Origin of the sequence: Stenotrophomonas sp. PUT21, assembly GCF_052232875.1 — a bacterium.
Lineage (GTDB): Bacteria > Pseudomonadota > Gammaproteobacteria > Xanthomonadales > Xanthomonadaceae > Stenotrophomonas > Stenotrophomonas maltophilia_N.
Window position 1 is genome coordinate 2035768 of sequence record NZ_CP197645.1, and the last position, 26793, is coordinate 2062560.

Annotated in this window: 25 protein-coding genes; 9 read left to right on the top strand and 16 right to left on the bottom strand. The window is 66.5% G+C overall.

The window, feature by feature from the left end; all coding sequences use genetic code 11:
* Positions 1-13: 13 nt before the first annotated feature.
* The gene (locus ACTT2I_RS09375; RefSeq protein ID WP_167390404.1) at positions 14-169 is read left to right on the top strand and encodes a hypothetical protein; all 156 of its coding nucleotides are present in this window, start codon (positions 14-16) and stop codon (positions 167-169) included.
* Positions 170-219: 50 nt separating this feature from the next.
* Here ACTT2I_RS09375 and ACTT2I_RS09380 read toward each other — a convergent pair whose 3' ends face one another.
* Positions 220-1122, bottom strand: a complete 903-nt coding sequence (locus ACTT2I_RS09380) for an AraC family transcriptional regulator (protein ID WP_088433379.1) — start codon at positions 1120-1122, stop codon at positions 220-222.
* 159 nt (positions 1123-1281) lie between these two features.
* Here ACTT2I_RS09380 and ACTT2I_RS09385 point away from each other — a divergent pair, with 159 nt between their 5' ends.
* Entirely contained in the window at positions 1282-2358 is a 1077-nt protein-coding gene (locus tag ACTT2I_RS09385; protein ID WP_421099841.1) for an aldo/keto reductase, read from the top strand.
* Positions 2355-2888: a nuclear transport factor 2 family protein gene (locus tag ACTT2I_RS09390; RefSeq protein WP_421099840.1), complete on the top strand. Its 534-nt coding sequence runs from the start codon at positions 2355-2357 to the stop codon at positions 2886-2888. Before ACTT2I_RS09385 ends, ACTT2I_RS09390 begins: the two co-directional genes overlap by 4 nt.
* A gap of 61 nt (positions 2889-2949) precedes the next feature.
* Here ACTT2I_RS09390 and acuI read toward each other — a convergent pair whose 3' ends face one another.
* Both acuI and ACTT2I_RS09400 read right to left on the bottom strand, forming a co-directional pair.
* On the bottom strand, positions 2950-3936 hold the full coding sequence (gene acuI / locus ACTT2I_RS09395; protein WP_421099839.1) for an acrylyl-CoA reductase (NADPH): 987 nt from the start codon (positions 3934-3936) through the stop codon (positions 2950-2952).
* Positions 3937-4022: 86 nt separating this feature from the next.
* The gene (locus tag ACTT2I_RS09400; protein WP_088433383.1) at positions 4023-4667 is read right to left on the bottom strand and encodes a TetR/AcrR family transcriptional regulator; all 645 of its coding nucleotides are present in this window, start codon (positions 4665-4667) and stop codon (positions 4023-4025) included.
* A gap of 126 nt (positions 4668-4793) precedes the next feature.
* Here ACTT2I_RS09400 and ACTT2I_RS09405 point away from each other — a divergent pair, with 126 nt between their 5' ends.
* Complete coding sequence (locus ACTT2I_RS09405; RefSeq protein WP_421099838.1) at positions 4794-7076, top strand: TonB-dependent receptor; 2283 nt, start codon at positions 4794-4796, stop codon at positions 7074-7076.
* Between the two features lie 17 nt (positions 7077-7093).
* On the top strand, positions 7094-8008 hold the full coding sequence (locus tag ACTT2I_RS09410; protein ID WP_088433385.1) for a tyrosine-protein phosphatase: 915 nt from the start codon (positions 7094-7096) through the stop codon (positions 8006-8008).
* A 117-nt stretch (positions 8009-8125) separates the two neighbouring features.
* Here ACTT2I_RS09410 and ACTT2I_RS09415 read toward each other — a convergent pair whose 3' ends face one another.
* The 3 genes from ACTT2I_RS09415 to ACTT2I_RS09425 all read right to left on the bottom strand — a co-directional run bounded on the left by ACTT2I_RS09415 (position 8126) and on the right by ACTT2I_RS09425 (position 10135).
* Entirely contained in the window at positions 8126-8713 is a 588-nt protein-coding gene (locus ACTT2I_RS09415) for a hypothetical protein (protein WP_421099837.1), read from the bottom strand.
* Positions 8714-8826: 113 nt separating this feature from the next.
* Complete coding sequence (locus ACTT2I_RS09420) at positions 8827-9642, bottom strand: S1 family peptidase (RefSeq protein WP_421099994.1); 816 nt, start codon at positions 9640-9642, stop codon at positions 8827-8829.
* Between the two features lie 73 nt (positions 9643-9715).
* Positions 9716-10135: a MarR family winged helix-turn-helix transcriptional regulator gene (locus ACTT2I_RS09425; RefSeq protein WP_282259956.1), complete on the bottom strand. Its 420-nt coding sequence runs from the start codon at positions 10133-10135 to the stop codon at positions 9716-9718.
* A gap of 114 nt (positions 10136-10249) precedes the next feature.
* Here ACTT2I_RS09425 and ACTT2I_RS09430 point away from each other — a divergent pair, with 114 nt between their 5' ends.
* Positions 10250-11734 carry an FAD-dependent oxidoreductase gene (locus ACTT2I_RS09430; protein ID WP_421099836.1) on the top strand — a complete coding sequence of 495 codons (1485 nt, stop codon included), beginning with the start codon at positions 10250-10252 and terminating at the stop codon, positions 11732-11734.
* Positions 11735-11741: 7 nt separating this feature from the next.
* Here the strand turns inward: ACTT2I_RS09430 and ACTT2I_RS09435 are convergent, their stop codons facing one another.
* From ACTT2I_RS09435 to ACTT2I_RS09445, 3 genes are all read right to left on the bottom strand, one after another.
* Positions 11742-12428 (bottom strand): hypothetical protein, encoded by a 687-nt coding sequence (locus ACTT2I_RS09435; protein WP_253247686.1) that lies wholly within the window; start codon positions 12426-12428, stop codon positions 11742-11744.
* 157 nt (positions 12429-12585) lie between these two features.
* Positions 12586-12855 (bottom strand): hypothetical protein, encoded by a 270-nt coding sequence (locus tag ACTT2I_RS09440; RefSeq protein ID WP_088433391.1) that lies wholly within the window; start codon positions 12853-12855, stop codon positions 12586-12588.
* Positions 12856-12991: 136 nt separating this feature from the next.
* Positions 12992-13825 (bottom strand): AraC family transcriptional regulator, encoded by an 834-nt coding sequence (locus ACTT2I_RS09445; protein WP_421099835.1) that lies wholly within the window; start codon positions 13823-13825, stop codon positions 12992-12994.
* Between the two features lie 39 nt (positions 13826-13864).
* Here ACTT2I_RS09445 and ACTT2I_RS09450 point away from each other — a divergent pair, with 39 nt between their 5' ends.
* Genes ACTT2I_RS09450 through ACTT2I_RS09460 form a run of 3 tightly spaced genes read left to right on the top strand, consistent with a single transcriptional unit; the run spans position 13865 to position 18085 of the window.
* Positions 13865-15331, top strand: coding sequence for an efflux transporter outer membrane subunit (locus tag ACTT2I_RS09450; protein WP_421099834.1), 1467 nt, complete (start codon positions 13865-13867; stop codon positions 15329-15331).
* A gap of 31 nt (positions 15332-15362) precedes the next feature.
* Positions 15363-16499, top strand: coding sequence for an HlyD family secretion protein (locus ACTT2I_RS09455; RefSeq protein WP_421099833.1), 1137 nt, complete (start codon positions 15363-15365; stop codon positions 16497-16499).
* Positions 16496-18085 carry a DHA2 family efflux MFS transporter permease subunit gene (locus tag ACTT2I_RS09460; RefSeq protein WP_421099832.1) on the top strand — a complete coding sequence of 530 codons (1590 nt, stop codon included), beginning with the start codon at positions 16496-16498 and terminating at the stop codon, positions 18083-18085. The genes ACTT2I_RS09455 and ACTT2I_RS09460 overlap by 4 nt, the downstream gene beginning before the upstream one ends.
* An 85-nt stretch (positions 18086-18170) precedes the next feature.
* On the opposite strand, the gene ACTT2I_RS09465 is transcribed toward ACTT2I_RS09460, so the two are convergent.
* From ACTT2I_RS09465 to ACTT2I_RS09495, 7 genes are read right to left on the bottom strand one after another with little or no spacing between them, the layout of a single operon-like run.
* Positions 18171-19025, bottom strand: a complete 855-nt coding sequence (locus tag ACTT2I_RS09465) for a hypothetical protein (protein ID WP_421099831.1) — start codon at positions 19023-19025, stop codon at positions 18171-18173.
* Between the two features lie 26 nt (positions 19026-19051).
* Positions 19052-19324, bottom strand: coding sequence for a heavy-metal-associated domain-containing protein (locus tag ACTT2I_RS09470; RefSeq protein WP_253247687.1), 273 nt, complete (start codon positions 19322-19324; stop codon positions 19052-19054).
* A gap of 36 nt (positions 19325-19360) precedes the next feature.
* A complete protein-coding gene (locus ACTT2I_RS09475; RefSeq protein ID WP_421099830.1) occupies positions 19361-20371 on the bottom strand; it encodes a 2Fe-2S iron-sulfur cluster-binding protein in 1011 nt (336 codons plus the stop codon).
* A complete protein-coding gene (locus ACTT2I_RS09480; RefSeq protein ID WP_421099829.1) occupies positions 20368-20646 on the bottom strand; it encodes a glutaredoxin family protein in 279 nt (92 codons plus the stop codon). The genes ACTT2I_RS09475 and ACTT2I_RS09480 overlap by 4 nt, the downstream gene beginning before the upstream one ends.
* A gap of 21 nt (positions 20647-20667) precedes the next feature.
* A complete protein-coding gene (locus ACTT2I_RS09485; RefSeq protein WP_421099828.1) occupies positions 20668-22173 on the bottom strand; it encodes an efflux transporter outer membrane subunit in 1506 nt (501 codons plus the stop codon).
* Positions 22170-25346 (bottom strand): efflux RND transporter permease subunit, encoded by a 3177-nt coding sequence (locus tag ACTT2I_RS09490; protein WP_421099827.1) that lies wholly within the window; start codon positions 25344-25346, stop codon positions 22170-22172. The genes ACTT2I_RS09485 and ACTT2I_RS09490 overlap by 4 nt, the downstream gene beginning before the upstream one ends.
* Positions 25343-26509 carry an efflux RND transporter periplasmic adaptor subunit gene (locus ACTT2I_RS09495; protein WP_421588917.1) on the bottom strand — a complete coding sequence of 389 codons (1167 nt, stop codon included), beginning with the start codon at positions 26507-26509 and terminating at the stop codon, positions 25343-25345. The genes ACTT2I_RS09490 and ACTT2I_RS09495 overlap by 4 nt, the downstream gene beginning before the upstream one ends.
* Positions 26510-26793 lie beyond the last annotated feature (284 nt).

The following is a 26793-nucleotide window of genomic DNA, read 5'->3' on the forward strand; positions in this document are numbered from 1 at the left end:
CACTGGATGTGCCATGCTCGCCTCCGTTGCAACCCACCTGGAGAGCGTCGCCATGGCCAAAGGCCTGAACAAACAGAAAGAGCAGAAAAAGAAACCTGCCAAGACCGCCAAGGAAAAGAAGGCGGAAAAGAACGAAAAGAAGACCACCCGCGGTTTCGCGCCGGTCTGACCGCCGGGTCTACCCGCGGATGGCGCGGGCATCATGGGAGTGCGGCCACACTACGGTGTCCCGCAGCTCCTCCCCTCCGCCCACCGCAGCCGCTGGGCATCGGTCGCCGGGGGCAAGCCGAACAGCCGTGAGTAGTCCCGGCTGAACTGCGAGGGGCTTTCATAGCCCACATTGAAGCCGGCCTCGGCCGCATCCAGGCCAGCACTGACCATCAGCCGCCGCGCCTCCTGCATCCGCAGCTGTGTCCTGAACTCCAGCGGGCTCATCGCCGTGACGGCCTTGAAGTGCGCGTGGAAGCTGGAGCGGCTCATGCCTGCAATGTCGGCGATCGCCTCGATCCGGCAGGCACCGCGGAAATGCGTCCGGATCCACAGGATCGCACGGGCAATCTGTCCCTGACGGCTGTCGTTGCGCGTCATCGCCTGCAGCACGCCGCCATCGGGACCGCTCAGCAGCCGGTAGAGGATCTCGCGCAGTGCAAGCGGGGCCAGTGCCCCGACGTCTTCCGGTGAATCCAGCAAGCAGACCAGGCGCGTGGTGGCATCCAGCAGCCCGGCCGTCATCGCACTGAGCGACAGACCGGCGGCCGCCATGTCCGCTGCGGCAGGCCGTGGGTAGGCCAGCGCGAGCTCGCCCAGCACGGTCGCATCCAGATCGATCTGCAGGCTCAGATACGGCTGCGCCGCGGTCGCCTCGATCACCGAGCCCATGACCGGCAGCCCGACCGACGCCAGCAGATAGCAGGTCGGGTCGTAGTAGTAGACGCTGGTCCCCAGCATGGCGCGCTTGCGGCCCTGGGCCACGAAGCAGACGGTCGGCTCGTAGATCACCGGCATCGGCAGCGTCGGCGTGCTGCATCGGATCAGCTTCACCCCGGGCAACCGGGACTCGAAGGTGCCGTCGCGCGGGGCATGCCGGGCGATCGCATCACGGAACAGTTCGAGCGAGGACATGCCGTGGTCTCCGGACGCGCATCTGCGCGATCCGCATCTTCCCTCGCCTTCGGACGATCGTGCAAGCATTGCGGAGGACGGTGCTACCCGGCGCAGGCGCCGGGGCCGAACACTGGGCGCCCACGCAGGCACGGCCTGCCCCTACCGGAGAACGACCGCATGACCTCCCCCACCTCGCTCGATCACTACCGCCTGCTGGGCCGTTCCGGCCTGCGCGTCTCGCCCCTGTCGCTGGGCACGATGACCTTCGGCGCCGACTGGGGCTGGGGCGCGGATGACGCCGAGGCACGGCGCATCTTCGATGCCTACGTCGACCGCGGCGGAAACTTCATCGATACCTCGGTCAACTACACCAACGGCGCATCCGAACGCATCCTCGGCCGCTTCGCCAAGGCCCAGCGCGACCGCCTCGTGCTGGCCACCAAGTTCACGATGGCGCGCGATGCCACCAACATCAATTCTGGCGGCAACCACCGCTACAACCTGGTGCGCTCGGTGGAAGCCAGCCTGCGCCAGCTCGATACCGACCGCATCGACCTGCTGTATGTGCACGCCTGGGACTTCACCACCCGTCCGGACGAAGTGATGCGCGCGCTGGATGATCTCGTCCGCGCGGGCAAGGTGCAGTATCTGGGCATCTGCAACACCCCGGCCTGGCGCGTGGCCGAACTGCAGACGCTGGCCGATCTGCGCGGCTGGTCGCCGTTGATCGCGCTGCAGATCGAGTACAGCCTGGTCGAGCGCACGGTGGAGCACGAACTGCTGCCGATGGCCCGCGCCCTAGGGCTGGGCGTGCTGCCCTGGTCGCCGCTGGGCGGCGGCATCCTGACCGGCAAGTACACCCGTGCCGATCTCTCCAATGAGAACAGCGCGGACGTGGCGAGCAGTCGCAAGGGCGTGATCGCGTCGATCGGCCATCTCAACGAACGCTCGCTGGCGATCGCCGCCGTGGTGGGCGAGGTAGCCGAGGAGCTGGGCGTGACGCGCGCACAGGTAGCCCTTGCCTGGACGCTGGTCAATCCGGCCGTGGTCTCGCCGATCATCGGCGCCCGCACCGTCGCGCAGGCCGAAGACAACCTCGGCGCGCTGGAGATCGTCCTCAGCGACGCGCATCTGGCCCGGCTGGATGAGGCCAGTGCACCCGCGCCGATCTTCCCCGCGCGCTTCATCGATCGGCCGATGGCGCAGCAGCTGATCTTCGGCACCTCCACGCTCCGCGGGGAGGTCCGCCGATGAGCCGGCTGCCGCTACGCTGCGTGCTGTCCGTCGGGCTCGCTGCGGCGGCGCTGGTCGCTGCGCCCATCGCCCGGAGCGCGGAGGCCACGGAGGCCGCGGAGACCACGGTGCAAAACGCCGCGCACAACAAGCGTCTGGTCACCGATGCGTTCAATCGATGGGCAGCCGGCGGCTCGGACTTCTTCAACGAGATGCTCGCGCCGGACGTGGTGTGGACGATCGCCGGCTCCAGCCCGTCGGCAGGCACCTACCGCGGACGCGAGCCGTTCATCGCCCGCGCCGTCCTGCCTTTCGTCAGTCGGCTGCGCACGCCGGTGCGGCCTTCGGCCACACGGATCTGGGCGGACGGCGAGCATGTGATCATCCACTGGAGCGGCAACGCGGTAGCCCTGGACGGCAAGCCGTATCACAACGACTACGTCTGGATCTTCCGCATGCGCGATGACAGGGCGGTCGAGGTACACGCCTTCCTCGACCTGGTGCCTTACGAGGATGTCCTCCGCCGGATCCCCGGCAAGGAGGCAGCATGACGCCTGCGCACCTTTGCCGGTATGCCGGTCACCTGCGATGGCCGCCGTGGGCATTCCCACCTCAGGCGTTGACGTCGACCACGGTGCGGCCCTGCACCCGCCCCTGCAGCACCTGGCCGGCCAGCGCCGGCACCTCGGCCAGACCGATCATCTGCGTGGTGCGGGCCAGCTTGCCCAGATCCAGATCGGCCGCCAGGCGCGTCCAGGCCTGTTCGCGCGCGGCGTAAGGCGCGTTGACCGAATCAATGCCGGCCAGGGTCACGTTGCGCAGGATGAAGGGCAGCACCGAGCCCGGCAGATCCGCGCCCTGCGCCAAGCCGAAGGCAGCGACCACACCGCGATAGCGGGTCTGCGCCAGCACGTTGGCGAGCGTATGGCTGCCGACCGCGTCGATCGCACCGGCCCAGCGTTCCTTGGCGATCGGCGCACCCGGCTCGGACAGCGTGGCGCGGTCAAGAATCTCGGCGGCGCCCAGTTCCTTGAGGTAGGCGGACTCCTCCAGCCGGCCGGTCGATGCCACTACCCGATAGCCGAGCGTGGACAGCAGCGCGATGGCGATGGAGCCTGCACCGCCGTTGGCGCCGGTGACCAGGATATCGCCCAGGTCAGGGCTCACCCCGCCATGCTCCAGCGCCAGCACCGACAGCATCGCGGTGTAGCCGGCGGTGCCGATCGCCATCGCATCGCGGCTGGTGAACGCCTCGGGGATCTTCACCAGCCACTCGCCGGGCACGCGCGCTTTCTGCGCATAGCCGCCGTGGTGGGTCTGGCTCAACCCCCAGCCGTTGACCAGCACGCGGTCACCCGGCGCGTAGCCGGGATGGCTGGAGGTCTCGACCACACCGGCCAGATCGATGCCGGGAATCAGCGGGAAGGTCCGGATCACCGGCGAGCGGCCGCTCAGCGCGAGGGCGTCCTTGTAGTTCACCGTGGAGTACTCCACGGCAACGGTGACATCGCCGGGCATCAGATCCTGCTCGGTCAGCGGGACGACACCGGCGGTGATGGCATCGGCGGTCTTGGTCGCAAGGAGGGCGTTGAAGGACATGGGATCTCCGGTTGCTGTGCATGAGGGACAGTGAAGACCGGACCAGTGTGCGCACCTTGCCGTACCGTGGCGTTAAATCGCTGCGCTCACTCCGCCAGCACGGTGGCGATGGCGTCCGCCAGCAGCGCCCGCACCGTGGCTTCGGCCAGATCCGGATCGCGCACCGCGCGCATCGCCAGGCCCTCCACCAGCAGACGCATCAACAACGTGCGTCGCTCCACATCGGCCGCCACCGGCGTGCGCCCATGCGCGATGTCGTGCTGCCGCAGCCAACCGGCGATGGCCGCGCTGGTCTGCCGGTCGTGCCGTCTCAACACCTCGGCCACGACCGGATCCCGATGCGCTTCGGCCGTGATCTCCGCGTACAGCGCGACGTTGGCGATGGCATTGCCCCGGGTTTCCAGCGTCTCGCCGCGTGCCCACAGCCGGTAGCAGCGCAACAGCCCCTCGACCAGATCGGATGCGGCCGGCATGTGCCCGATCGCCTCCTCGTCGTGCGCGAGCTGCCGCTCGATCAGCGCCAGGACCAGGGCGCGCTTGTTGTCGAAGTAGCGATACATCAACCCTTGGCTGATCTCCGCCTCCGCAGCGATGTCGCTGATGGAGCCGGCATGGAACCCACGGGCGATGAAGCAGCGCTGCGCGGCGTCCAGGATGCGCTGCCGCTGTGCCTCTGCTCGGGTGGCGGCGGCGGCGTCCGCGGGGGCGGCGGAAAGGGGATTAAGCGTCATTGCTCGTCGTAGATGGCATCCAGTTGAGGACCGATGGTACGCCATGGGCGCAGTGAATGAACGGTCATTCATCTGTCATTTTGCACGCACAGACTGCGCCGGCCCCTCCTCCCGTGAACGACTCCGATGCGCCACGCCCAGCTGCACCGTCACCTGTTAGCCCTTGCCATCGCCACCGCGCTGCCCGGCCTCGCCCTGGCCAACGACGCGGAGACCTCCGCTACCGCCGATATCGCTGCACGGGATGTGGTCGCCCTGGATCAGGTCGTCGTCACCGCCCAGAAACGTGCCACCAACCTGCAGGAAACCCCGATCTCGGTCTCCGTGGTGGATGCTGAAGCTTTGAAGGACCGCAGCGCGATCTCGATCGGCAGCCTGTCCGATAGCTCGATCCCGTCGCTGCGGGTCACCCCGTTCGCCACGCGCAGTTCCGCGCTGAACATCGGCATCCGCGGCATCGGTGCCTCCGGTGACGCCAACCAGCCCGCACGCGATGCGGGCGTCGGCGTGTATGTCGATGGCGTCTTCATGGGCCGCGCGCAGGGCCTGGGCAGCATGTTGTATGACGTAGAGCGCATCGAGGTGTTGAAGGGGCCTCAGGGCACCCTGTTCGGCCGCAACACCGAAGGCGGCGCGATCAGCATCGTCACCAAACCGCCCACCGGCGAGTTCGGCGGCAGCGTCAGTGCCGGCGCCTCCAACTACAGCGGCTACACCACCGGCATGCATCTGGATCTGCCGAAGGTGGGCGATGTGAGCGTCAAGATCGATGCGGTGCAGGCCAAGCGGGGTGGCACCACCGACAACCCGATGCGCGGCGAACGCGACTTCAACAGCTACGACAAACGCGGCGCGCGCTTGAGTGCACTGTGGCAGCCCAGCGACGACTTCTCCGCGCTGTATGCCTTCGACACCTCCTTTGATGCCACCACCCCATACCACACGCAGTTGCTGGTGCCGGGCCCCTACGTGAGCCCGCTGCAGCAAGCCGGGGCCAGCGAGGACCGGCGCGGTTCCGCCATTCTGGGCGGCCCGCAGGAAGACAACATCGGCCGCACCAGTGGCCATCTGCTCAACCTCGGCTGGACGCTCAGCGAACACCTGGAACTGAAGTCGATCAGTTCCTACCGCGAACTGACCCAAGGCCAGTTCGACATGGGCCTGGTCGACGCGATTTCCGCCTATGGCGGTCCCAGCACGCCGTTCGGCCGCTACAGCCTGGCCCAGGTGTACCAGCACCAGTACAGCCAGGAATTCCAGCTGATCGGCACCACTTCGCAGGTGCAGTTCCTCGCAGGCGCCTTCTACTATCACGAAACCGCCGGCGACAACGCGCAGACCCCCAACATGCTGCTGTGGGGCCCGGGCGGCAACAGCTATACGCTCAACCCGGCGACCAACCCGTTGAACCTGGGCAACGTGCGCATCGACCGCGCCAGCAAGGCCTGGACGGACAGCCTGGGCATCTTCGGCCAGGCCACCTGGACACCGGCTTCGCTTGAGCGCCTGCACCTGACCGCCGGTGGCCGCTACACGCGCGATGACAAGAAGGGCAGCCTGTACATCGTCAACGGCCTGGCAACCGACCTTGCCTTCGACGATGCGTGGGGACGCTTCGACCCGATGGTGAACATCGCCTACGACGTGGGCGACAACGCGATGGTGTATGCCAAGTACAGCACCGGCTTCAAGGCGGGCGGCGCCAACTCGCGCTCCACCACGTATACCGCCTTCGCGCCGGAAGAAGTGACTGCGATCGAGCTCGGCTTCAAGTCGCAGTTCTGGGACAACCGCGCACGCCTGAACCTGGCCCTGTTCGATTCGAAGATCGAACACAAGCAGATGGATTTCTCGCTGCCGTTCGACCCCAACAGCGGCGAAACCCGCACCACCATGGTCACCACCAACGCACTGAGCAACGGGACCTCGCGCGGTGCGGAGCTCGAATTCAACGTGATGCCGGTGGACAACCTGACCGTGGGCCTGAACTACGCCTACACCCGCATCGATGCGCAGAGCGCGGTCGATCCGTTCGGCGCCGGTGTCCAGGTCACGGTGCAGCCGCTGCTGGCGCCGAAGAACGCCGGCAGCGTGTCGCTGGACTACCTGCTGCCGTTCGCCAACTTCTCCGCGCTCAAGTTCCATCTGGATGGCAACTGGTCCGACGGTTACTACACCAGCGAATACGACCAGATGCTTACCGACCGCTCCTTCATCGTGAACGCCCGCGTCGCGCTGATCGACGTCCCCCTCAACAGCACCGGCTCGACCCTGGCCGTCTCGCTGTGGGCGCGCAACCTGCTCGACGAAGAACACCTGTTCTACAAACTCAACAACGCCTCACTTGGCCAGAGCGGCATCTTCAACGACCCGCGCACCTACGGCCTGGACGTCACCGTCACCTTCTGATCGCCCTGGAGATCCCGATGAACCTTCGATGCAACCACCTTGCCCTTGCCATTGCCCTCAGCCTGCCGATGCTCGCTGGCGCGGGCATCGCACTGGCCCGCGCACCCGTCGCCGACACGGCAGCCGCCGCGCCTGCGGCCGCGCGTACCACCAACGTGCAGCCGGTCGCCGCCGATGCACAACGCCTGATGCCGCTGCAGGGTGCATGGAACACGCGCACCTTTGCCGGCCTGCAGGGCAGCCATGGCCCGATCCCGGCCAGCGCGTTCGTGCGCACCTCGGACCTGGGCCGTCTGACGGCCGCCGATCGCGACGCACTGGCTGCCGCCGGCGTCACGCTGGATATCGACCTGCGCACCGCCGATGAGCAGGCGCAGTCGCCGGACCTGCTGGCCGACGATGCCCGCTTCGCCTACCAGCGCACCTCGCTGATGGGCACCGAGAGGATGGACCTGCAGAAAATGATGACCACCTTCCCGGATTCGCTGGGTGCGGCCTATGTGCAGTGGCTGGATCACAGCCAGCCGCAGTTCAAGCAGGTCTTCCAGCGCATCGCCGCCGAGCGCGACGGCACCGTGCTGTTCCACTGCACCGCCGGCAAGGACCGCACCGGCATCATCGCCGGGCTGCTGCTGGATCTGGCCGGCGTGTCGCGCGCGGACATCGTGCACAACTACGCGATCTCCGCCCATTACCTGGAAGGCCAGCCCAAGGACAGCGCGATGAACGCGCAGATCATGGAACTGATCAAGCAGAACCCAGAGATCGGCAGGAAAATGGCCGGCATGTCCGGCACCGCGCCGGAGAACATGGAGCTGTTTCTCACCGCGCTGCATCAGCAGTACGGTGGTGCCGAGGGCTACCTGAAATCCATCGGCGTCAGCGAGGCGGAGATCGATCAGCTGAAGCTGCGGTTGGGTCAGGCGGGCTGATCGCAATGCATGACGCAGGCGCCGGGGGATGCCCGGCGCCTGCTCGATCCGAGGTGAGCCAGCAGCTCTCGATCCCGGACGAGCACGCGGCGCTGCGTGGGCATGAGCGATGACGGCCTATTGCGCCTGCGGCTCACCCAACGGGCGCTGCCGCCGCTCGTCCTGATCGAACGTGATGTAACGGCGGTGGATGAGCTTGGCATCCATGTCCCAGCGATACGTCTCCACCCCGCCGTTGCCTGTGCCGTCGGACAGAAGACCGACAATGCCGCGGGTCAGGTTGTCCGTGAGCAGCACCTGGGAAGCACCGTCGGCATTCACGCGCAGGCTCAGGCGATCACGCAGGTGATCCTCGCCCTTCCCCACCGGGGCATCGAAGGCAAGACCTACCAGGCCATCTTCGTGGGTTGCCATCCCACCGCGTTCATCGCCTTTGGCATCGTACAGCCACACACCGGCCGTGCGCGATCGCCTTCCGGCATCAACTGCATCCTGGCCCACCTCAACGCGCATTACGCCCTGGTCATCCAGCACAACGACGCGATGGGCGTGGAGTTCATCAACGGTGAGTGTTCCGCGCGGCGCCATCGACAATGCGATGACTGCCACGGCCAGGCCCGCAACAAGCACTCCAAGGGCGATAGTCAACAGAGTGAGGCGGCGTACGGACGTGCGAAGCACCTCCAGCGGTTCTACAACGTCCATGTGCTTGGTGCTCCTTTGCTGATGTCCTTCCTTGGATCATAGCCCTGGCATCGCCGCTGACGTTGCCCCACGCGGTCATACCTGGTCCGCCAAGTACCCTCTTCCAACGCCATTTAAGGCTGCCCGGCCATCACACGTTGAATCCAGTCCCGATAGTGACTCACGCGCACATTGCAGGTCACCTGCCCATAACGCCCGGGTCGAGCCGTCAGCACATTACCCTGCACGACCTTCCAGGCTCCCTGCCCGGCCAGCAGCCACTGGCCATCGCGCTCGATGAGCACCGGGCCACCGCTGTCACCGTTGCCCAGCACGCCCTCGAGGGGCAACGCTTCCGGCGGTTCGTCGAACACGTAGCAGAGCCAGCGGTCGTAGGCGCTGGTGATCCGGTTGAACGCACGCCGGAGCTCGGTGCGATTGGGGCCGTTGGGAGAATGCCCGGTGGCGCCGGTACCCGTTGCGCCCTTCCCCAGGATTTTCGCGATCTGGCCGGCCTCCTCGCTGCCGCTGTAAAGGGCCACCGGCTCAACGTCCGTCACCGGCGCCTTCAACCGGATCAGCGCAACATCATCGCCCGAGGCGAGAAACACCACGATCAGCATCGCCTCGCCACTGGCCATGGCCTGATCGATCAAGGTCTGCGGCAGCGTTCGATAGCCGGGATGGGTGATGACGCGCTCGACGTCCCGGGCCGCTCCATTGATCACCACCTGCTTGAGGTCGGCATGCACCGGCAGCGTGTGTGCGGCGGTGAGCACCCACTGCGGTGCGATCAGCGCGCCGTGGCCTTCGCCGGGCATATCCACGAGGGCGGGAAACTCGGTGGCGGGAACGCGGTACCGCGCATCGTCCACGTCGTGGCGGATGACGATGGCATGGGCGGTCGAGGACGCGACCGTGAGCAGGGCAAGAAGCAGCAATCCTTTCACGTGTGATGCCTTGAGGGTCTGACAACGGGATCCGGTAGACGAACGGACGGGCTGGGAAGGCCGCGGTGCGCCATTACGGCGCGCGTTCACGGGCTTCCAGTGCGCTGGCGAACTTTGCCATCAACCGCACCAGTTCCGACACATCTTCCGCCGCCCAGGACGCGAAGATCTCCCGACCGATCCGCTCGCGTGCGGCGTCCAGCCGATCGGTCATCTCCTTGCCCTTCGGCGCGATGGTCGCCTCACGGATGCGGCGATCCTCGGGGTTTCCACGACGTGTCACCAGCTCCATCGCCGCCAGTTTGGCGACCTGTCGGCTGATGGTGGTGTAGTCGCGGCCCAGCCGGTCAGCCAGGTCCACCACGCCGATGGGGCCGACCCGCTCGATCACCACCAGCAGGCGGAACAGGGCCTGGTCCAGCGTCACCCCGGCCTCCTGGATCAGCCGCTCATCGTTGCGCGGCCGATTCATCACGCTGGCGAGGCTGACCATGGAAAGGTGCAGCGACTTCAATGCGGAAGAATTATGTGTATCTTGCACCTTATTTTTCGCAGGCATAGCATCCCCTCCAAGTAAGTGCATATTACACACACCTGGAGCGGCACAATGGGCAATACCCCTGATGTAGTGATCTGTGGTGCCGGCGCTGCCGGCCTCACCCTGGCCATCGAACTGGCGCGCCGCGGTGTCGCGTTCCGGCTGTTCGAACAGCGCGAGCAGCCTTTTCACGGCTCGCGCGGCAAGGGCATCCAGCCGCGCAGCCAGGAAATCTTCGAGGACATGGGCATCCTCGATCAGCTGTTCGCGGCCGGTGGGCCCTACCCAGTGTCCCGGGTCCATTGCGCCGACGGCAGCAGCGTCGACGCGACGGTCATCGAAGGCGCACCGGCTACGCCGGTCGAACCCTACCGCCAGCCGCTGATGGTGCCGCAGTTCCTGACCGAGGCCGTGATGCGCGATCGACTTGCCGAGCTCGGCCACCGGGTCGAGTTCGGGCATGGATTGATCGGCGTCGAGCAGGACGCAAATGGCGTGACGGTTCGGCTCGCCACCCCCACGGGCGAGCAGACGCTCCAGACGCGCTATCTGGTGGGCGCCGATGGCGGCCGCAGCTTCGTGCGGCAGGCCCTGGACATCGGCTTCCCGGGCAGAACACTGGGTGTGCGCGCGGTGGTGGCCGACATCGTCCTGCAGGGATTGCCGCGCGATGCCTGGCACAGTTTCAACGAGGACGACATGGCGCGGCGCATCTCGCTATGCCCGCTCATGGGAACAGCGCTGTTCCAGTTGCAGGCCCCCGTGCCGTTCGAGGGCGACGTCGACCTTTCCATCGACGGGCTGGCGGACATGGTGCGCATGCGTACCGGCCGCAACGATCTCGAAGTGCTCGATGTCTGTTGGGCTTCGGCGTACCGGATGAACGCGCGATTGGCCGACCGGTACCGCGACGGCCGCGTGTTCCTCATCGGCGACGCCGCTCACACGCATCCGCCCACCGGCGGCCAGGGCCTGAACACCAGCGCGCAGGACGCCTACAACCTCGGTTGGAAACTGGCGGCGGTGTTGAACGGTGCGCCGCAGGCCCTGCTGGATACTTACGAGGAAGAGCGCCGCCCCATTGCAGCCTCGATGCTCGGGCTTGCCACGACGCTGCTCGCTCAGGCCCAGCGCGGCGACAACCGCCGCGGGCGCGACGTGCAGCAGCTCGATCTCGCCTATGGTGAATCGTCACTCACGCTGGCTGCCGAGGCCCGCAGCGGACGCATCGCGCCGGGCAGCCGGGCGCCCGATGCGCCGCTGCTGGGCGCGGGTGGACAGCGCGTGCGCCTGTTCGACGTGCTGCGCGGAACGCATTGGACATTGCTGGGCTACGCCTGCGATCGGTCCAGCGCCCCCTCGCGAGCGGGGTTGCGCGTCCACATCATCGGCCCGGCTGGCGACCTGCGCGATGCGGACGGGCACTTCGCCGAGGCCTATGGCGTGCAACCGGGCGAGTGGCTGCTGATCCGGCCGGACGGCTATATCGCCGCTGTCGTCGACACGCCGCACCTGGCGGCGCTGCTGGCGCATTTTGAACGCCATGCGCCATGACGACGCATTACTTGCCGGCGGGACCCGCGCGGGCTCCCTCATCGCCCTGGGTCGCCTCGCGACTCTTCGCGAACTCCGGGAAGGTCTCCGCTATCGAGGCCTTGTCGGGAAGGACGTAGAACACCCCGCCCCGCTGGAAGGTAGATTCAATGATCTGCGCGTAGAACGCCGGCGAGACATTGATGCAGCCATGGGTGACGCGATTGTCGTCCGGTGACGCCGATGCCAGGCGCTCGGCCCGTCGCTCTTTCGGGACCCCTGTCGCCGTCGGGTGGATGGAGACGGCGGAATCGTAGTCGACCCACAGGACGCGGCCCGCGTCGATGGAGGGCCCGAAGCCCCCCACAAAGCGCCCGGCGGGCGTTGTGCGATCCCGGCCGGGAATTTCGCGAAGGGCGAGGCCCGCGATTCCGGGCGCGATATGGTCGCCGGTCGCCGAGCCGAACAGCCCCGGGGCGGCGCCGCGAAGCTTGCCATCGCCGTCGAAGACCAGGATCTGCGCAGCGGCCTTGTCCATGATCGCGAACGGATAGCCTTGGCTGTCCTTGCTCGCGACAACCCAGCCCGCGAGTTCAATCACGGTCTCGGACACGGCCTGCCCTTGCGGAAGCTCATCGACGGCGGGTGCTGGCTGAGCGGGCGCATCCTCGGCGCTGGCCACGCCGATGCTCGTGAACGCCAGCGCCACGGCCAATGCGCCACGCAGGGCCCGGGTTATAGGGTATGAGTGCGTACGGATGGGACAATTCCTTGCATTGAAGACTGCACAGCCACAGGAAACCAGTGGCCCGCAAAGGCCACTGGTTTCCGATTCACACGTTGCCTGCCTGATACATGCTGCGGGGAACGAATCAGCCACGCGGCTTGCGACGCGGTGCTTGTTCGAGCTGCTGGACGCGGCCCTCGATCTGATCCAGACGCTGGTTGGCCTGCTGCGCCGACTGATTGGCGGACTCGGCGCTCTGCGCTGCACCCTGCACCTTCACGTCGAGCTGGTCGAGGCGTGAATTGATCGTTGCAAACTCGTCTTTGTAGGTCGCACAGGCACTCAGGCCCACGGTAGCGACAAGCGCCACAGCAAGCGTACGCGCGGTCGTCAGGTGTTGTTTGGTCAGAATCATCGCACTGCCTCCTTCTTATGGGGTGTTCGGACTATAGCGGCGTTTACGCCAGCGCCATGACCGGCATTCAGTTGAAGCTCGGCGACGTAGAGGCAGCGTGAAGGACATGCGCGCTCGTTTTCCCACCCTGAAAACCTCACACGTTGGAGACGAGATACTCCGTCGGTGACACCCCGAGAGAGCGGCGAAACATGGCCGAGAACGCGCTTGGGCTCTGATAACCATGCTCCAGCGAAACCTCAAGGATGGAGACGCCCGAGGCAAGACGCGGCAGGCTGAGCAACAGGCACATCCGCCGCCGCCAGCCGCCAAAACTCATCCCGACTTCTCGATGGAAGAGCCTCGCCACCGTCCGCCCGCTTGTGTTCATCGCGCGCGCCAGGCCTTCCAGCGTTACCGGTTCAGCGGGCTCGGCGATCATTCGTTCGCAGAGGCGCAGCAGCTTGGGATTGCGCGGCAGCGGGACATGCAGTTGAAGCCGGGGAGCCACTTCGATCTCGTCAAGGATCAAGTCCATGACGCGCTGGTCGCGTCCTCCATTGCGGTAATCCAGGCGGATCTCGGTAGCGGCAACGATGGCCTCACGCAGCAGCGCGGATACCTCGATGACCTCGCAGTGGCCGGAAAGGCCCGGCCGCACCTGCGGCGCTAGGTAGAGGGTCCGCATGGCGACATCGCCGGCGATCTGGATTCTGTGGACGACATTTTCAGGCATCCACACCGCCCTGCCGGCCGGCACCACCCAGCTTCCAGCAGCGCTGACGACCGTCAACACGCCGGTAAGTGCATGGATCAACTGCGCCCGCGCGTGGCTGTGCGGACGGATATGTTCCCCATGGGGATGTCGGGTGGCCAGGGCTGCGACGGGGCGGTCGGTGGCATGGCAATCGCTGACAGTGCGCTTTTTGTCCATATCTCGACGATGGTAGTCCGCCAGGCGGGAGAAGGACAGTTCGCAGGCTGATGTCATGGACGCCTTGGCTCCACGACATCCACAAGTCCCTCGTCCATGATCGTTCCCCGTCCGCTCTTGTTGTGTTTTCTGGCGACCACCGCCCTCACCGGATGCGCCATGGGTCCAACCCGGCCCCCCGCCTCCACCCTCGACGCAGCGCCATCGTTGAACCCATCGGGCAGCACGAGCGTGGGCCTGCCCACCGTGGCTCGATGGTGGAGCCTCTATCAGGACCCCACGCTGGATGCTCTTGTCATCGAAGCGCTGCAGAACAACCGCGATCTGCGGGTCGCTTCCGCGACGCTCGCCGAAGCCCATACCGTGCTTCTGGAACGCCAGGACAGTCGCCTGCCGGTCACGACCGTGTCCAGCGACATTGGGTATGGCAGCACGGTCAGCGACCAGCTAGCGGCCGCGTTGGATCAAACCGAGATCCGCACCGGACAGCGCTACACCGCAGGCTTCTCATCAGGCTGGCGGCTCGACCTGTTTGGTCAGATCGCCCGGAGCATTCAGGCCGCCCACGCCGACGAGGCGGCCACCCTGGCCGCTGAAGACAGTGTGCGCGTGGTAGTAGCCGCCGAAACGACGCGTGCCTACCTGGACAGCTGTGGCTTGGCCGCGCGCGCAGACGTAGCGCAACGATCGCTCGACGTAGTGACGCGCAGCCTGGAACTGAAAACCGCACTGCGTGATGTCGGTGGCACGACCTCACTGGACGTCGCGCGCTGGGCAGCGCTGATGGAACAGGCACGTGCGGCCATTCCGGCCATCGAAGCCGCGCGGCAGAATGCGCTGTACGAACTGGCCGTGTTGACCGGGCGTCCCCCGGACCATCTGTCCACCACTGCGACCGGCTGTGTCAGCGTGCCTCAACTGACGGCACCCATCCCGATCGGGGACGTGACAGCGCTGCTCCAGCGCCGACCGGATATCCGCGAGGCGGAGCGCCGCCTTGAAGCCAGTACCGCGCGCATCGGCGTCGCCATGGCCAATCTGTATCCGACGGTGTCTATCCTGGGTTCGGCAGCCAGCTCCGCGCCGACCGTGGACGGCATGCGCAATCATGGCTCGATCGTCTGGGGTCTGGGGCCGACACTTTCCTGGCACTTTCCCAACCGCCGCGCCGCGCGGGCGCAGATAGCGAAGGCCGAGGCCCAGGAAGTGGCCGCACTTGCACGCTTCGACGCCGTGATCCTGACGGCACTGAAAGACGTGAAGCAGGCGCTCGCCACCTACGCGGCGGCAGTACGCCGGCACGGCGCCCTCGCTACCGCTGCCCAGCAGAGCCGCGAAGCCGTCCGCCTGGCCGGGGTCGGCCGCAGCGCCGGCGCGATAAGTGAACTGGATGCGCTGGATGCGCAGCGCCGCAATGTCGAGGCGGAAGCGATGCTCGCCTCGGCGGAGGCCGACGTTGCCTTGGACCAGGTCGCCTTGTTCCGTTCCCTCGGCGGCGGCTGGGAACAGGCGCCCGCGGTATCCCGACCCGTGATCACCCGTGCTGCCGATGCTGCGCGCTGATTCTCCCCCTCGCCCTCCTCTGATAGCCAACATGACCAATACAACTTCTTCCCGCAGCGCACATGCCGATGCGCCCGCTTCGCTGATCCGCAAGACACGCCGCCCCGCGGCAATGGGCGCGATCGCGCTGTGTCTGCTGGCTGCCGGTGGCGCAGGCATCCGATGGTGGACGGCCGGCCGCTTCGTGGTCAGCACCGATAACGCCTACGTCCGGGCGGACATCGCCACCATCAGTCCGCGCGTCACCGGTTACATCGTCAACGTGGGCGTGCGCGACAACCAGCGCGTCGCCAAGGGCGATGTGTTGGCGACGCTTGATGATCGGGACTACCGCATGCGCGTGTCCCGGGCCGAGGGTGCGGTCGCTGCCGCAAAGGCAGCAATGGCCGCGCAATACGCGGCCATTGCCAATCTCGATGCGCAAGGCGAGCGGCAGCGCAGTGTGATCGCCGCGACCACCGCAGATGTGCAGGCTCGCCAGGCCGATCATCGGCAAGCGACCTTGGAGTATCGGCGTGAACGGGCGCTGGAGAGCCAACAGGCCTCCGATGCACGGCATCTGGAGGCGGCCGATGCCAGTGCGAAGCGGACCGCGGCCGCTGTGCAGGCAGCGCGTGCCACCGCCGAGGCGAGCAGAGCCTATGCGAGGGTGCTGGCGACAGAACAGCGCCGATCCACCGCCGCATTGGATGAGGCGCGCGGAGCGTTGTTACAGGCCGAAGCCGGCCTGGCCCTGGCAAACCTTGATCTCGAACACACCGTGATCCGCGCGCCGATGGGAGGAACCATCGGTCAACGCGCCGCGCGGGTGGGAGCGTACGTGGGTCCGGGCAGCCCTTTGATGGCGATCGTACCCAGCGAGGTCTATGTCGTCGCCAACTACAAGGAAGTACAGCTGCAGGGCGTCACCCCCGGCCAGCGTGTAGAGGTGGAGGTCGATGCGCTGGGTGGAGGTGTCCTGAAAGGCCGTGTCGAGAGCTTCGCGCCTGCATCCGGTGCGCAGTTTGCGCTGTTGCCGCCGGATAACGCCACCGGGAATTTCACCAAGATCGTTCAGCGCATTCCGGTGCGCATCGCCGTGGATGCCGACCAGCCGAGGCTCTCCAGTCTCCGGCCGGGAATGTCGGTCGTGGCGTCCATCAATACCCGGCCGGGATCCAATCCATGACTGCGGCCACTGCACTGCCTGGCGAAGATTCGGTCTCCCTGCGCTCCTGGGTCGCGGTCATCGGCGGCGTGGTCGGATGCTTCATGGCGGGCATGAACGTCCATGTCACCAACGCGTCGCTGCCGGATGTGCGCGGCTCGCTGGGCGCCACCTTCGAAGAAGGCTCCTGGATCACCACCGCCTATCTCGTGGCGGAGATCATCGTGATTCCGCTGGCGGCGTGGCTGGCGGCGGTATTCACCGTCCGCCGCGTGCTGATGGTAGGGGCTGCGGGTTTCGTGCTCTTCTCGATGGCCTGCTCGATAGCACCCAACATCAATGCGATGATCCTGGCGCGCACCCTGCAGGGTGCCTTTGGCGGCGTTCTCATCCCGCTCTCCTTCCAGCTCATCGTGACCGAGCTGCCCTCCTCGAGGCATCCCTTCGGCATGGCGCTGTTCGCCATTGCAAACAACGTTGCACAGGCCGCGGGGCCTTCGCTCGGCGGCTGGTTGACCGATGCCTATTCCTGGCGCGCGATCTTCTATCTCCAGGTCCCCCCCGGGTTGCTGCTTCTGGCGGCGATCGGCTGGTCGATCCGGCCGGAGCCGATGGCGCTGGAAAAGCTCAGGAAGGGCGACTGGGGTGGGATCATCGCCATGGCGCTGGGTCTGTCCGCACTGCAGATCATGTTGGAAGAAGGCGGACGCAAGGATTGGTTCTCGTCGTCGTTCATCATCGAGGCCTCCCTCGTCGCCGCGGTCGGCCTGGTGGCGTTCGTCGTCATCGAGCTCCGCCGCGAGGAGCCATTCCTCAATCTTCGCCTGCTTTCCAGCTACAACTTCGGCTTGGCCAGCCTGATGCAGTTCACCTTTGGCGCCGTGGTCTTCGGGGTGGTGTTCCTCATCCCCAATTACTTTTCCGACGTGCATGGCTACAACGCGCGCCAGATCGGGCTGACCATGATTCCCTACGGCATCGTGCAGTTCATCATGTCCTTCGCTACGCCGCCGCTGATGAGACGCACGAGCGTGAGGACGGCCATCGTGCTGGGATTCGTCATCATGGCGGTGGGCTGTCTGATGAACATCCACCTGGATGCCAATGCGGCGAGCAACGTCATCGTACCGTCGCTGATCGTGCGCGGCATCGGTCAATCGTTGATCGTGGTCGCGCTCAGTGTGATGGCCGTAGAGGGGCTTGAGCACGCGGAACTTGGCTCGGCGGCGGGCGTGTTCTCGATGGTGCGCAATGTCGGCGGTGCCATCGGCATCGCGGTGGCCAGCCAGTTCATCGTGACCCGGGAACGACTGCACGCGTCGCACATCGGGGAATCGGTGTCGCCGTTCGCGGAGGCGACCCAGCTGCGTGTGGTCGAGCTGGTCAGGATGCTCGCGAAGGTGCCGGTGGAAAGTGCCACAGCCCTCTACGGCAGTGGCCACGCACTGGATCGGCAGCAGGCCTTTGCGATTCTGGACCGGGTCGTCCATCGCGAGGCGCTGCTGCTTGCCTACAGCGACGCCTTTCTGGTGGCCGGCGTCGCCATGCTTGCCTGTGCGGCGGGCAGCCTGCTGCTTCGTGGCAGAAGACGCGTCCGTCCAGCATGACGCACTGGATTTGCCACCGCTCAGCGCCCATAGGTGTGGCTGGGGTCCACCCCAGCCACGGCGACAGGGACGTTGGAGCGGCGGCCTACGAGCCCTTCGCAACATCCACGACAAACGGTACCGTCCGGATTTCATCACTGGCCATGAACTGGATCCAGAGTGCATATCGACCGGCATGAGGCGGCTGTGCGTGGAGCATCATTCGTGCCGGGACCGGCCCTGTCTGCGGATGCGCTGCGCCGTGCCCGCCGTGTGCACCTGTGGCGGCATCGGCGGACATCGCATGCGCGTGGACATAGGCAAGGTCATCGGTGCCCACGAACACCGCATGCGCCGGCACGCCCAGATACAGGCCCAGGTCCTGCGCCGGTTTGCCATTCTTCAGCACCGTCAGGTTCAACATGCTTTCCTTGCCCGCCTGCAGGCCGGCCTTGTCCAGCTGGACGGTATACGGACCATCGGTCCCTTCCCTGGGGGCCGAAACCGGCTGGAGGGATGTCCCGCCGGCAGGGGCAGCCACGTTGACGTCGAATCGAACCACCTGCTGGCCCAGCCCGGTGGGTACTGCGTCGGCGAAGACATGGTAAACGCCCGGCTTGGGGAAGGTCATCGCGACCCGGAACTGACCGTCCGGCCCCGCTTTTCCGGGATGTTCGTGCAGGAAGGTGGAGAATGCGCTGTCGGTCGCGAGCACATGCAGCTCCTGCGACAGCTCCTCGTCAAACTGCGCGATGCGCTTTCCGGTCGTCTTGTCGGCGAAGGTGATGAGCAGATCGCGGGACAGCGGACCGGTCTCCTCGACCGACAGTTCGGCGATGACTTTTTCGGTCGTACCGGAAAGCGCAAAAGCGCCTTTGATCGCTGCATCGGACGCCGAAGACGGCACGGCCACGGTACCGAGGGCGGCGACGCCGAAGGTGACAAGCTGTTTCATGAACATGTGACGTTTCTCCTTGAGAAAGGGAATTACAGCCGCGGTTGCGGCTGGTGCGGATACCCCGCCTCTGCCAGCACCGCGATGAAGGCGGCTTCGTCCAGTGCGGTTTCGACGCGCACCTGTCGCGCCGGCGTGTCGGTCTCGATCTGCGCCAGCGGGTCGACGCTCAGCAGGGCATCTCTCACCGGCCTGGCGCAGGACCCGCACGTCATATTGGGAATGTTGAACTGAAGCATGGTCTTTTCCTGGTTGAGTGGTACAGCGACCACCTTCGGCGTTGACAGCGTGGCAATGTCAATCACCTGTTCTGCACTCTCCACCTGCGCCCTGGTTTCCGTTCATGCAGCCGTCTCCGGCGTAAAGAACACATCGGCGTGGAGATCTTCCGCGCGCAGGCGCGCCGCGCTGAGGACGCGCATGGCCGCCTCCACCATCAACGGCGGCCCGGCGACATAGGCCTTCCATCCTTCAACATCCGGATGATCCGCGGCCACGGCATCGGTCACCCAGCCGGTCCGCCACGTCGTCTGCTGCTCATCGTGGGACAGCACAGGGGTGAACGTCAGGTTGGGGTGGGCCTGCGCCAGTCGCTGGAAGTGCGCCACCCGGTACAGGTCATGGAGGGCGCGTGCGCCCACGTAGACATGCATCGGCTGCGACATGCCCGCCGCGATCGCCCCGTGCACGATCGCCTGGATGGGGGCCAGGCCCGAGCCCCCTGCGATACAGAGCATCGGGCCATCGTGCTGGCTGCGCAGATGGGAGACCCCGAGGGGCCCCTCCACCCGCACGGGATCTCCTGGCTTCAGCGATGCGTGGATCCATTCGGTCACGGCGCCGCCCGGCACGCGGCGAATGTGGAAATCGAGCTCGCCATCGAGCGCACCGCCGGCCATCGAATAATCGCGCGGTGGAACGCCCGGGAATGTCAGTCGCGCATATTGGCCGGCCTTGAAGGCCAGCGCGGCGCCGCCGGTGGCGAGCCGGATCCGTTTGATGTCATGGGTCAGGGTTTCGATCGCCTCGACCCGATAATCAAGGCGCTGCATCGCAGGCGAAGGCCATGCTTCAACATCACCCGCGTAGGCGGCAACCAGATCACTTCCCGGCAGCGCACGGCACGCCAGGAACAGGCCCCGGGCCTTCTGCTCGTCCGTGAGTGCGAAGCGACTGTGCTCCAGGTGCACGACGTTCCCGCTGATCACGCGGGACAGGCAGGAGCCGCAGCGACCTGAGCGGCAGCCATGCGGATACGCCACCTCCGCGGCCAACGCGGCGTCCAGTATGGTGGTTCCCTCCGGCACGGCGAGGGTCCGTCCTGCAGAGCGTATTTCAATGTGTCGGGTCATGGCTGTCGCTCAGGGGCAGCGGTCAGACCGAGCGCCGTGGTCAGCAACGGCCTCTGGGTCGGGAAGGTGCCGTAAAAGACCGACTCGCCCACGAGCGTGATCGGCGCTATCCGCACGCCGGTGCGTGCCTTGGCCTCTTCCATCACCTGGTGGACCGATAGGTCGCGCTCTACGAACACGACACCCTGGCGATCCAGCCACGCTTTCAGCGCATGGCAATCCGGGCATGTCGGTGTCGTGTAGAGAATGACGGGGGGATGGGATGTGGTGATCATGGCGGTCTCCTTCAGATAGGTCTAAGGCGTCGGCATGAGCGTGCTGAATCGCGCATCCGGGGCGCCGCCTGCACCACTGCAGTCGATCTCTTCCCGCGTGCAGGGCAGCCAGCCACCGCCCAGCGCTTTGTAGATGCTGACGATGGCCAAGCGCTGGTTGGTCCGTGCTACCACCAGGGCACGCCGGCTGGCGAAGTCGGCCCGCTCCGCATCCAGCACATCCAGATAGATGCCCTCCCCGTGGGCGAACTGCGCGCGTGCAAGGTGTGCTGCCTGACCCGTGGCGGATGCTTCCTGGAGCCGGAGCTGCAGCGCATCGCCGGCCGAGCTGAAGGCACCGAACGCGTTGTCGGTTTCCTCCAGTGCGCGCAGCACGGTCTGGTCGTACCGGATCAGCGCTTCCCTGGCACGTGCTTCACTCGCCGCGATCCGGGCGCGGACCCGTCCACCATCCAGGAAGGACCAGCGCAGCAGCGGTGCGAGAAGGCTGGAAAGTGCGGAACTACCGCCCGTGGAGCCCAGGCTGCCGGCCACTACGCCAATCGATCCCTGCACCTCGATCTGGGGATACAGCCCCGCGGTCTCCACCCCGATGCGTGCCGTCGCTGCCGCCAGGCTCAACTCCGCTGCTTCGATATCCGGGCGCCGTGCCAGCAGCGCGGCGGGATCACCCACGGCGATTCTGCGGACCGCCAGCTCGTCGCGTGCCGTCACGGTCGAGGGTGCGACGAAGGTCTGCGGTGTCTCACCCAGCAGGAGGGCCAGCGCGTTCGAGGCCACGGTGCGGCGGTGCGCCAGTTCGGGCGCCACCACTTCAACGGCGCGCAGCGCCGCGTCCGCGCGCAGCCGGTCGACCTCGTTGGCCGAGCCGGCCTCCACCAGCCCCTCGACCAGCCGCAGACTGTCACGCTGGCGCCGGGTGATCTCGGCCACCACGCCGAGCTCCGCCTCCAGCCCGCCCAGCTCGAACCAGGTGGCCGCCACCGCCGCCGCCACGCTGGCCTGCACGTCACGCAGCAGCGCTTCGCGCGACCCGGCGTCGGCCCGTGCCGCTTCCGCCGAACGGCGGACACGGCCGAACAGGTCGATCTCCCAGGACGCATCGACGGCGGCCCGATAGGTCTCGGTCCTGCGTGCCTGGCCCGGCCCGCGCTCCACCTCGCCGAGCCGACGGTTCTCATGCCCGACGCCAACGCTGCCGCGTGGCAGGAAGCCCTGCCGACTCTCGCGAAGCATCGCCTTGGCTTCGTCCAGGCGTGCGGCGGCGAGCCCGATGTCATGGTTGGCCGCCCATGCGCGCTGGATCAGCGAGCTCAGCACCGGATCATCAAAGGATCGCCACCACGCCGCGTCCACCGCACCGGCCGAAAGCCCGGCCGATCCCACCCGGAATTCGGTGGGGAACGGCGCTGACGGCACCTCGGGCAGCGATGGCGAGGAGACGTTGGGCCCCACCGACGCGCAGGCGGACAGCATCACGCCTGCGGCAACAGGAAGCAGGAACATCCTGCGGCGACGATCGTTCACGACGCACGCTCCTGTGCAGGATGGCTGGCGCCGCCCTTGCGCCTCTCGAAGCGGGACGAAATGCGGCGGATCACCACATAGAACACGGGCGTCAGGAACAGGCCGAACACGGTCACCCCCAGCATCCCGGCAAACACCGCGACACCCATCGCCTGGCGCATCTCCGCGCCCGCACCGGTCGCCAGCACCAGCGGCACGACACCGGCGATGAAGGCCAGCGAGGTCATCACGATGGGACGCAGCCGCAGTCGACATGCTTCCACCACCGCATCCACGGTGCTCCATCCGTCCTCCTCAAGGGTGCGGGCGAACTCAACGATCAAAATCGCGTTCTTGGCCGCCAGGCCCACCAGGACGATCAGGCCGATCTGCACGAACACGTTGTTGTCGCCCCCCATCAGCCAGACGCCGCCGATCGCGCTGAGCAGACACATCGGCACGATCAGCAGCACCGACAACGGCAGCAACCAGCTGTTGTACTGCGCAGCGAGGATCAGGTAGGCGAGCAGCACACACAGCGGGAAGATGTACAGCGCCGCATCCCCGGCCAGCTTCTGCTGGTAGGTCAGCTCGGTCCATTCAAAGCTCACGCCCTCGGGCAGTACTTCCTTGGCCAGGCGTTCCATCACTGCCACGACCTGGCCCGAGCTGACCCCGGGCGGCGCGCCGCCGGAGATATCGGCCGAGGGGTAGCCGTTGTAGTGGATGACACGGTCTGGGCCCGAGCTCGGCGTGACCGTCACGAATGATGACAGCGGCAGCATCTGACCGGCGGCGTTGCGCACCTGCAGTTGACCAATCGCTTCGGCCTGCATGCGGTGTTCGGCGTCGCCCTGGGCGGTGACCTTGTAGGTGCGACCGAAGCGGTTGAAGTCGTTGATGTACAGCGAGCCCAGGTAGACCTGCAGTGACTCGAAGACATCCGCCAGAGGCACACCCTGGCTCTTGGCCTTGGTCCGGTCGATCACCACGTCCAGCTGCGGCGCGTTGACATCCAGGCTGGTCATCAGCCCGGCGACCTGGCCGGATTCGGTGGCCTTCATCATCAGGATCTGAGTCTGCTGCACCAGGGCATCCAGCCCCACCCCGCCGCGATCCTCGATCTGCATCTTGAAGCCACCCGTCGCGCCCAGCCCGGGGACGGGCGGTGGCGGGAAGACGCCAAGGAAGCCATCCTGGATGCCGGCGAACTTCGCCTGCAGGCGCCCTGCGATCGCCGTCGCCGCAAGATCAGGCGACGTGCGGTCCTTGAAGGGATCGAGCATGACGAACATGACCGCTGCGTTGGGCACGTTGACGAAGCCATTGATGGACAGCCCCGGGAAGGCGACCACGCTCTCGACGCCCGGCTCGGCAAGCGCGAGCTTGGACATCTGCTTGACGACGTCGTCGGTGCGGTCCAGCGAGGCCGAGTTGGGCAGCTGGGCGATGCCCACCAGGTAGTACTTGTCCTGCATCGGCACGAACCCGGGCGGCACCACCTTGAAGCCGAACAAGGTCAGCGCGAGCAATCCACCGTAAATAAACAGCGCGACGCCACTGACCCGCACGAGTTTGCGCACGCCATTACCGTAGGCATCCGGTGCACGCTCGAAGGGACGGCTGAGCCGCTGGAACACCCGCTCGGCACGGCCACGCAGGCTGCGCGGGTCACGTGGGGGCGCGATCGTGCGCGGTCGCAGCAGCATCCCGGCCAGCGCCGGGCTGAGCGTGAGCGAGTTGACCGCAGACAGAATCGTGGAGATCGCGATCGTCAAGGCGAACTGGCGATAGAACTCGCCCTGCAGGCCGGTCAGGAAGGCCGTGGGAATGAACACGGCGGCCAGCACGGAGGTAATGGCGATGATGGGGCCGGTCACCTCGCGCATGGCCCGCCGCGCCGCTTCCAGCGGCTCCTCCCCGTCCTCGATATGCCGCTCGACGTTCTCCACCACCACGATCGCATCATCGACGACGATGCCGATGGACAGCACCAGGCCGAACAAGGACAAGGTGTTGAGCGAGAACCCCATCAGGTGCATCACCGCAAACGTGCCGATCAAGGAGACCGGAACGGCCAGCAACGGGATCAGCGAGGCCCGCCAGTTGCGCAGGAACAGCACCACCACGATCACCACCAGGATGATCGCTTCCAGCAGCGTGGTCGCCACGGACTCGAGCGACGCCTTCACGAACACCGTCGGGTCATACGCGATGCGCGAGGCAAGTCCTTCCGGGAAGTTCTTCTCCAGCCTGCCCATGGTCTCGCGCACGGCCGCGGATACATCCAGTGCATTCGCGCCGGGGCTCTGGATGATCTGCAGGGCCACCGCCGGCTCGCCGTCGAGCAGGCTGCGCAGCGCATAGGCGTCGGCGCCCATTTCGATCCGTGCCACGTCGCGCAGGCGGGTGACCTGGCCGTCATCGCCGGTACGTATGATGATGTCGCCGAACTGGTCTTCGTCAGTGAGGCGGCCCAGCGTATTCACCGTCACTTGGAAGGCCGCGGTGGAATCGGGCGCCTGCCCGACCGAGCCGGCAGCGACCTGGACGTTCTGCTCGCGCACGGCGGCGATGACGTCGCCTGCGGTCAAGCCACGCGCAGCGATGAGGCTGGGATCCAGCCACAACCGCATGCTGTACTCACCCGCGCCCCAGACCAGTACATCGCTGATGCCGGGGATGCGCGACAGTTCGTCGCGAACCTGCAGATAGGCATAGTTGGAGATGTAGAGCGGGTCGTAACGTTTGTCCGGTGACAGCAGGTGGACCACCATCAGAATGTCCGGGGAGGTCTTCTGGGTCACCACACCTTGGCGCTGCACTTCGGCAGGCAGCCGCGGCAATGCCCGCGACACCCGGTTCTGTACCTGGACCTGGGCCATGTCTGGGTTGGTGCCGTCGGCGAAGGTGACGGTGAGGATCATCCGGCCGTCGGTCGCCGATTGCGAAGACATGTACATCATGCCCTCCACGCCGGTGATGGCCTGCTCCAGCGGCGCGGCCACCGTCTCGGCGATCACCTTGGGGTTGGCGCCCGGGTAGGACGCGGTGACCTGCACGGTCGGCGGCGTGACGGCCGGATACTCGCTCAGCGGCAACTGGAAGAACGCCACGATGCCGGCGATCACCATCAGCACCGACAGCACGATGGCGAAGATCGGGCGATCAATGAAGAAGCGCGGGAAATTCACTGCGCTGCTCCTTTCTTCGCGGGCGTTGCCAGCGGCGCACCATCGATGGCGCTGGCCTGCGGCGTCACCTTCATGCCCGGGCGCACCAGGCCCTTGACCACGATGCGGTCGCCCCGCTGCAGGCCCTGCTCGATGACGCGCAACCCATCCACCATCGGGCCCAGCTCAACCGGGCGGTACTCGGTTGCATCGCCTTTCCCGACGACCAGCACATAGCGGTGCCCCTGATCGGTGCTGATGGACTGATCAGACACCAGCACACGCTCTTTCGACGGGCCGGAGGCCAGCCTCACCTTGGCGAACAGGCCGGGCGTCAGCTGCCCGTCCGGGTTGTCGATCACCGCGCGCACACGCACCGTCCCCGTTCCGCGGTCTGCCGCGTTGGACAGGAAATCGAGTCGGCCTTCGCGCGTGTAGTCCTTGTCCGTGACCAGGGCAACCGCGACCTTGGCAGGCTCGGCGCCAGCGGCGGGTTCCTGCGTTCGCCCCGCGGCCAGTGAGCGCAGATAGGTGCGCTCATCCACGTCGAAATAGACATGAAGGGGGTTGATCGAAACCAGTGTGGTGAGTGGCGTGACCCCGCTCGCCACGTAGTTGCCTTCGGTGACCAGCACCTGCCCCACTCGTCCACTGATCGGCGCGGTCACGCGGGTGAAGCCCAGGTCCAGCTGCGCAGCGTCCAGCGCTGCCTTGGCTGCGTCCACCTGTGCCCTGCCCGCATTGCGCGCGGCGATGGCCGAATCCAACCGGTTGCGTGCGACGATCTTCTGCGCAAACAGCTGCTCGGCGCGTGCATGGTCGGCATGGGCAAGCGCCGACGCCGCTTCAGCCTCGCGCAGGCGCGCCGCGGCGGCGTCGCGTGCTGCCTGGAACGGGCGCGGGTCGATATGGAAGAGCGCCTTGCCCTTCTCCACGAAGCTTCCCTCGGGAACACTGACCGCCTGGATATAGCCGGCGACCCGCGGGCGAAGCTCCACCTGCTTGACCGCGGTCAGCGAGCCGGTGAACTCGGCGTAGGGAGTCACCTGCCGGACGACGACCTCGGCTACCGGCACACCGGGCGGCTGGGCGGAGCCCGCGCCGGGCGCGGCCTCCCTGCATCCAGCAAGGGCGAGTGCGGCGCCTATCGCCACTGTCATCAAGGTGGTGCGCGTGATTGTCATCGTTGTGCCTTTCGCGACTGCGGTTGGATGTCTGGATTGCTGAACCGGAGCGGCTCCGGCGACAGTTGTCCGGCATGCCACGCTTGGAAGGTCAAGCGATTTCTGTGCCGTTGCCCATCCGCGTGGGGACGGCCAATCCGCGGGCACGGCGCTGCCGCCCGGCGTGCGCTGAGGCCGCGACGGGCACAGGGGTGCGATGTCTTCAGGCGATGACGCGGAACGCAATCGTCAGATGACTGAGACCCGGGAAAGACCCGGTGCCCGCTTCACGCCTGCTGCAGGGA

Coding starts and splice junctions, on each gene's coding strand:
- ACTT2I_RS09375 (WP_167390404.1), top strand. CDS start 14: ATGCTCGCCTCCGTTGCAACCCACCTGGAGAGCGTCGCCATGGCCAAA.
- ACTT2I_RS09380 (WP_088433379.1), bottom strand. CDS start 1,122: ATGTCCTCGCTCGAACTGTTCCGTGATGCGATCGCCCGGCATGCCCCG.
- ACTT2I_RS09385 (WP_421099841.1), top strand. CDS start 1,282: ATGACCTCCCCCACCTCGCTCGATCACTACCGCCTGCTGGGCCGTTCC.
- ACTT2I_RS09390 (WP_421099840.1), top strand. CDS start 2,355: ATGAGCCGGCTGCCGCTACGCTGCGTGCTGTCCGTCGGGCTCGCTGCG.
- acuI (WP_421099839.1), bottom strand. CDS start 3,936: ATGTCCTTCAACGCCCTCCTTGCGACCAAGACCGCCGATGCCATCACC.
- ACTT2I_RS09400 (WP_088433383.1), bottom strand. CDS start 4,667: ATGACGCTTAATCCCCTTTCCGCCGCCCCCGCGGACGCCGCCGCCGCC.
- ACTT2I_RS09405 (WP_421099838.1), top strand. CDS start 4,794: ATGCGCCACGCCCAGCTGCACCGTCACCTGTTAGCCCTTGCCATCGCC.
- ACTT2I_RS09410 (WP_088433385.1), top strand. CDS start 7,094: ATGAACCTTCGATGCAACCACCTTGCCCTTGCCATTGCCCTCAGCCTG.
- ACTT2I_RS09415 (WP_421099837.1), bottom strand. CDS start 8,713: ATGGACGTTGTAGAACCGCTGGAGGTGCTTCGCACGTCCGTACGCCGC.
- ACTT2I_RS09425 (WP_282259956.1), bottom strand. CDS start 10,135: ATGGTCAGCCTCGCCAGCGTGATGAATCGGCCGCGCAACGATGAGCGG.
- ACTT2I_RS09430 (WP_421099836.1), top strand. CDS start 10,250: ATGGGCAATACCCCTGATGTAGTGATCTGTGGTGCCGGCGCTGCCGGC.
- ACTT2I_RS09440 (WP_088433391.1), bottom strand. CDS start 12,855: ATGATTCTGACCAAACAACACCTGACGACCGCGCGTACGCTTGCTGTG.
- ACTT2I_RS09445 (WP_421099835.1), bottom strand. CDS start 13,825: ATGACATCAGCCTGCGAACTGTCCTTCTCCCGCCTGGCGGACTACCAT.
- ACTT2I_RS09450 (WP_421099834.1), top strand. CDS start 13,865: ATGATCGTTCCCCGTCCGCTCTTGTTGTGTTTTCTGGCGACCACCGCC.
- ACTT2I_RS09455 (WP_421099833.1), top strand. CDS start 15,363: ATGACCAATACAACTTCTTCCCGCAGCGCACATGCCGATGCGCCCGCT.
- ACTT2I_RS09460 (WP_421099832.1), top strand. CDS start 16,496: ATGACTGCGGCCACTGCACTGCCTGGCGAAGATTCGGTCTCCCTGCGC.
- ACTT2I_RS09465 (WP_421099831.1), bottom strand. CDS start 19,025: ATGTTCATGAAACAGCTTGTCACCTTCGGCGTCGCCGCCCTCGGTACC.
- ACTT2I_RS09475 (WP_421099830.1), bottom strand. CDS start 20,371: ATGACCCGACACATTGAAATACGCTCTGCAGGACGGACCCTCGCCGTG.
- ACTT2I_RS09480 (WP_421099829.1), bottom strand. CDS start 20,646: ATGATCACCACATCCCATCCCCCCGTCATTCTCTACACGACACCGACA.
- ACTT2I_RS09495 (WP_421588917.1), bottom strand. CDS start 26,509: ATGACAATCACGCGCACCACCTTGATGACAGTGGCGATAGGCGCCGCA.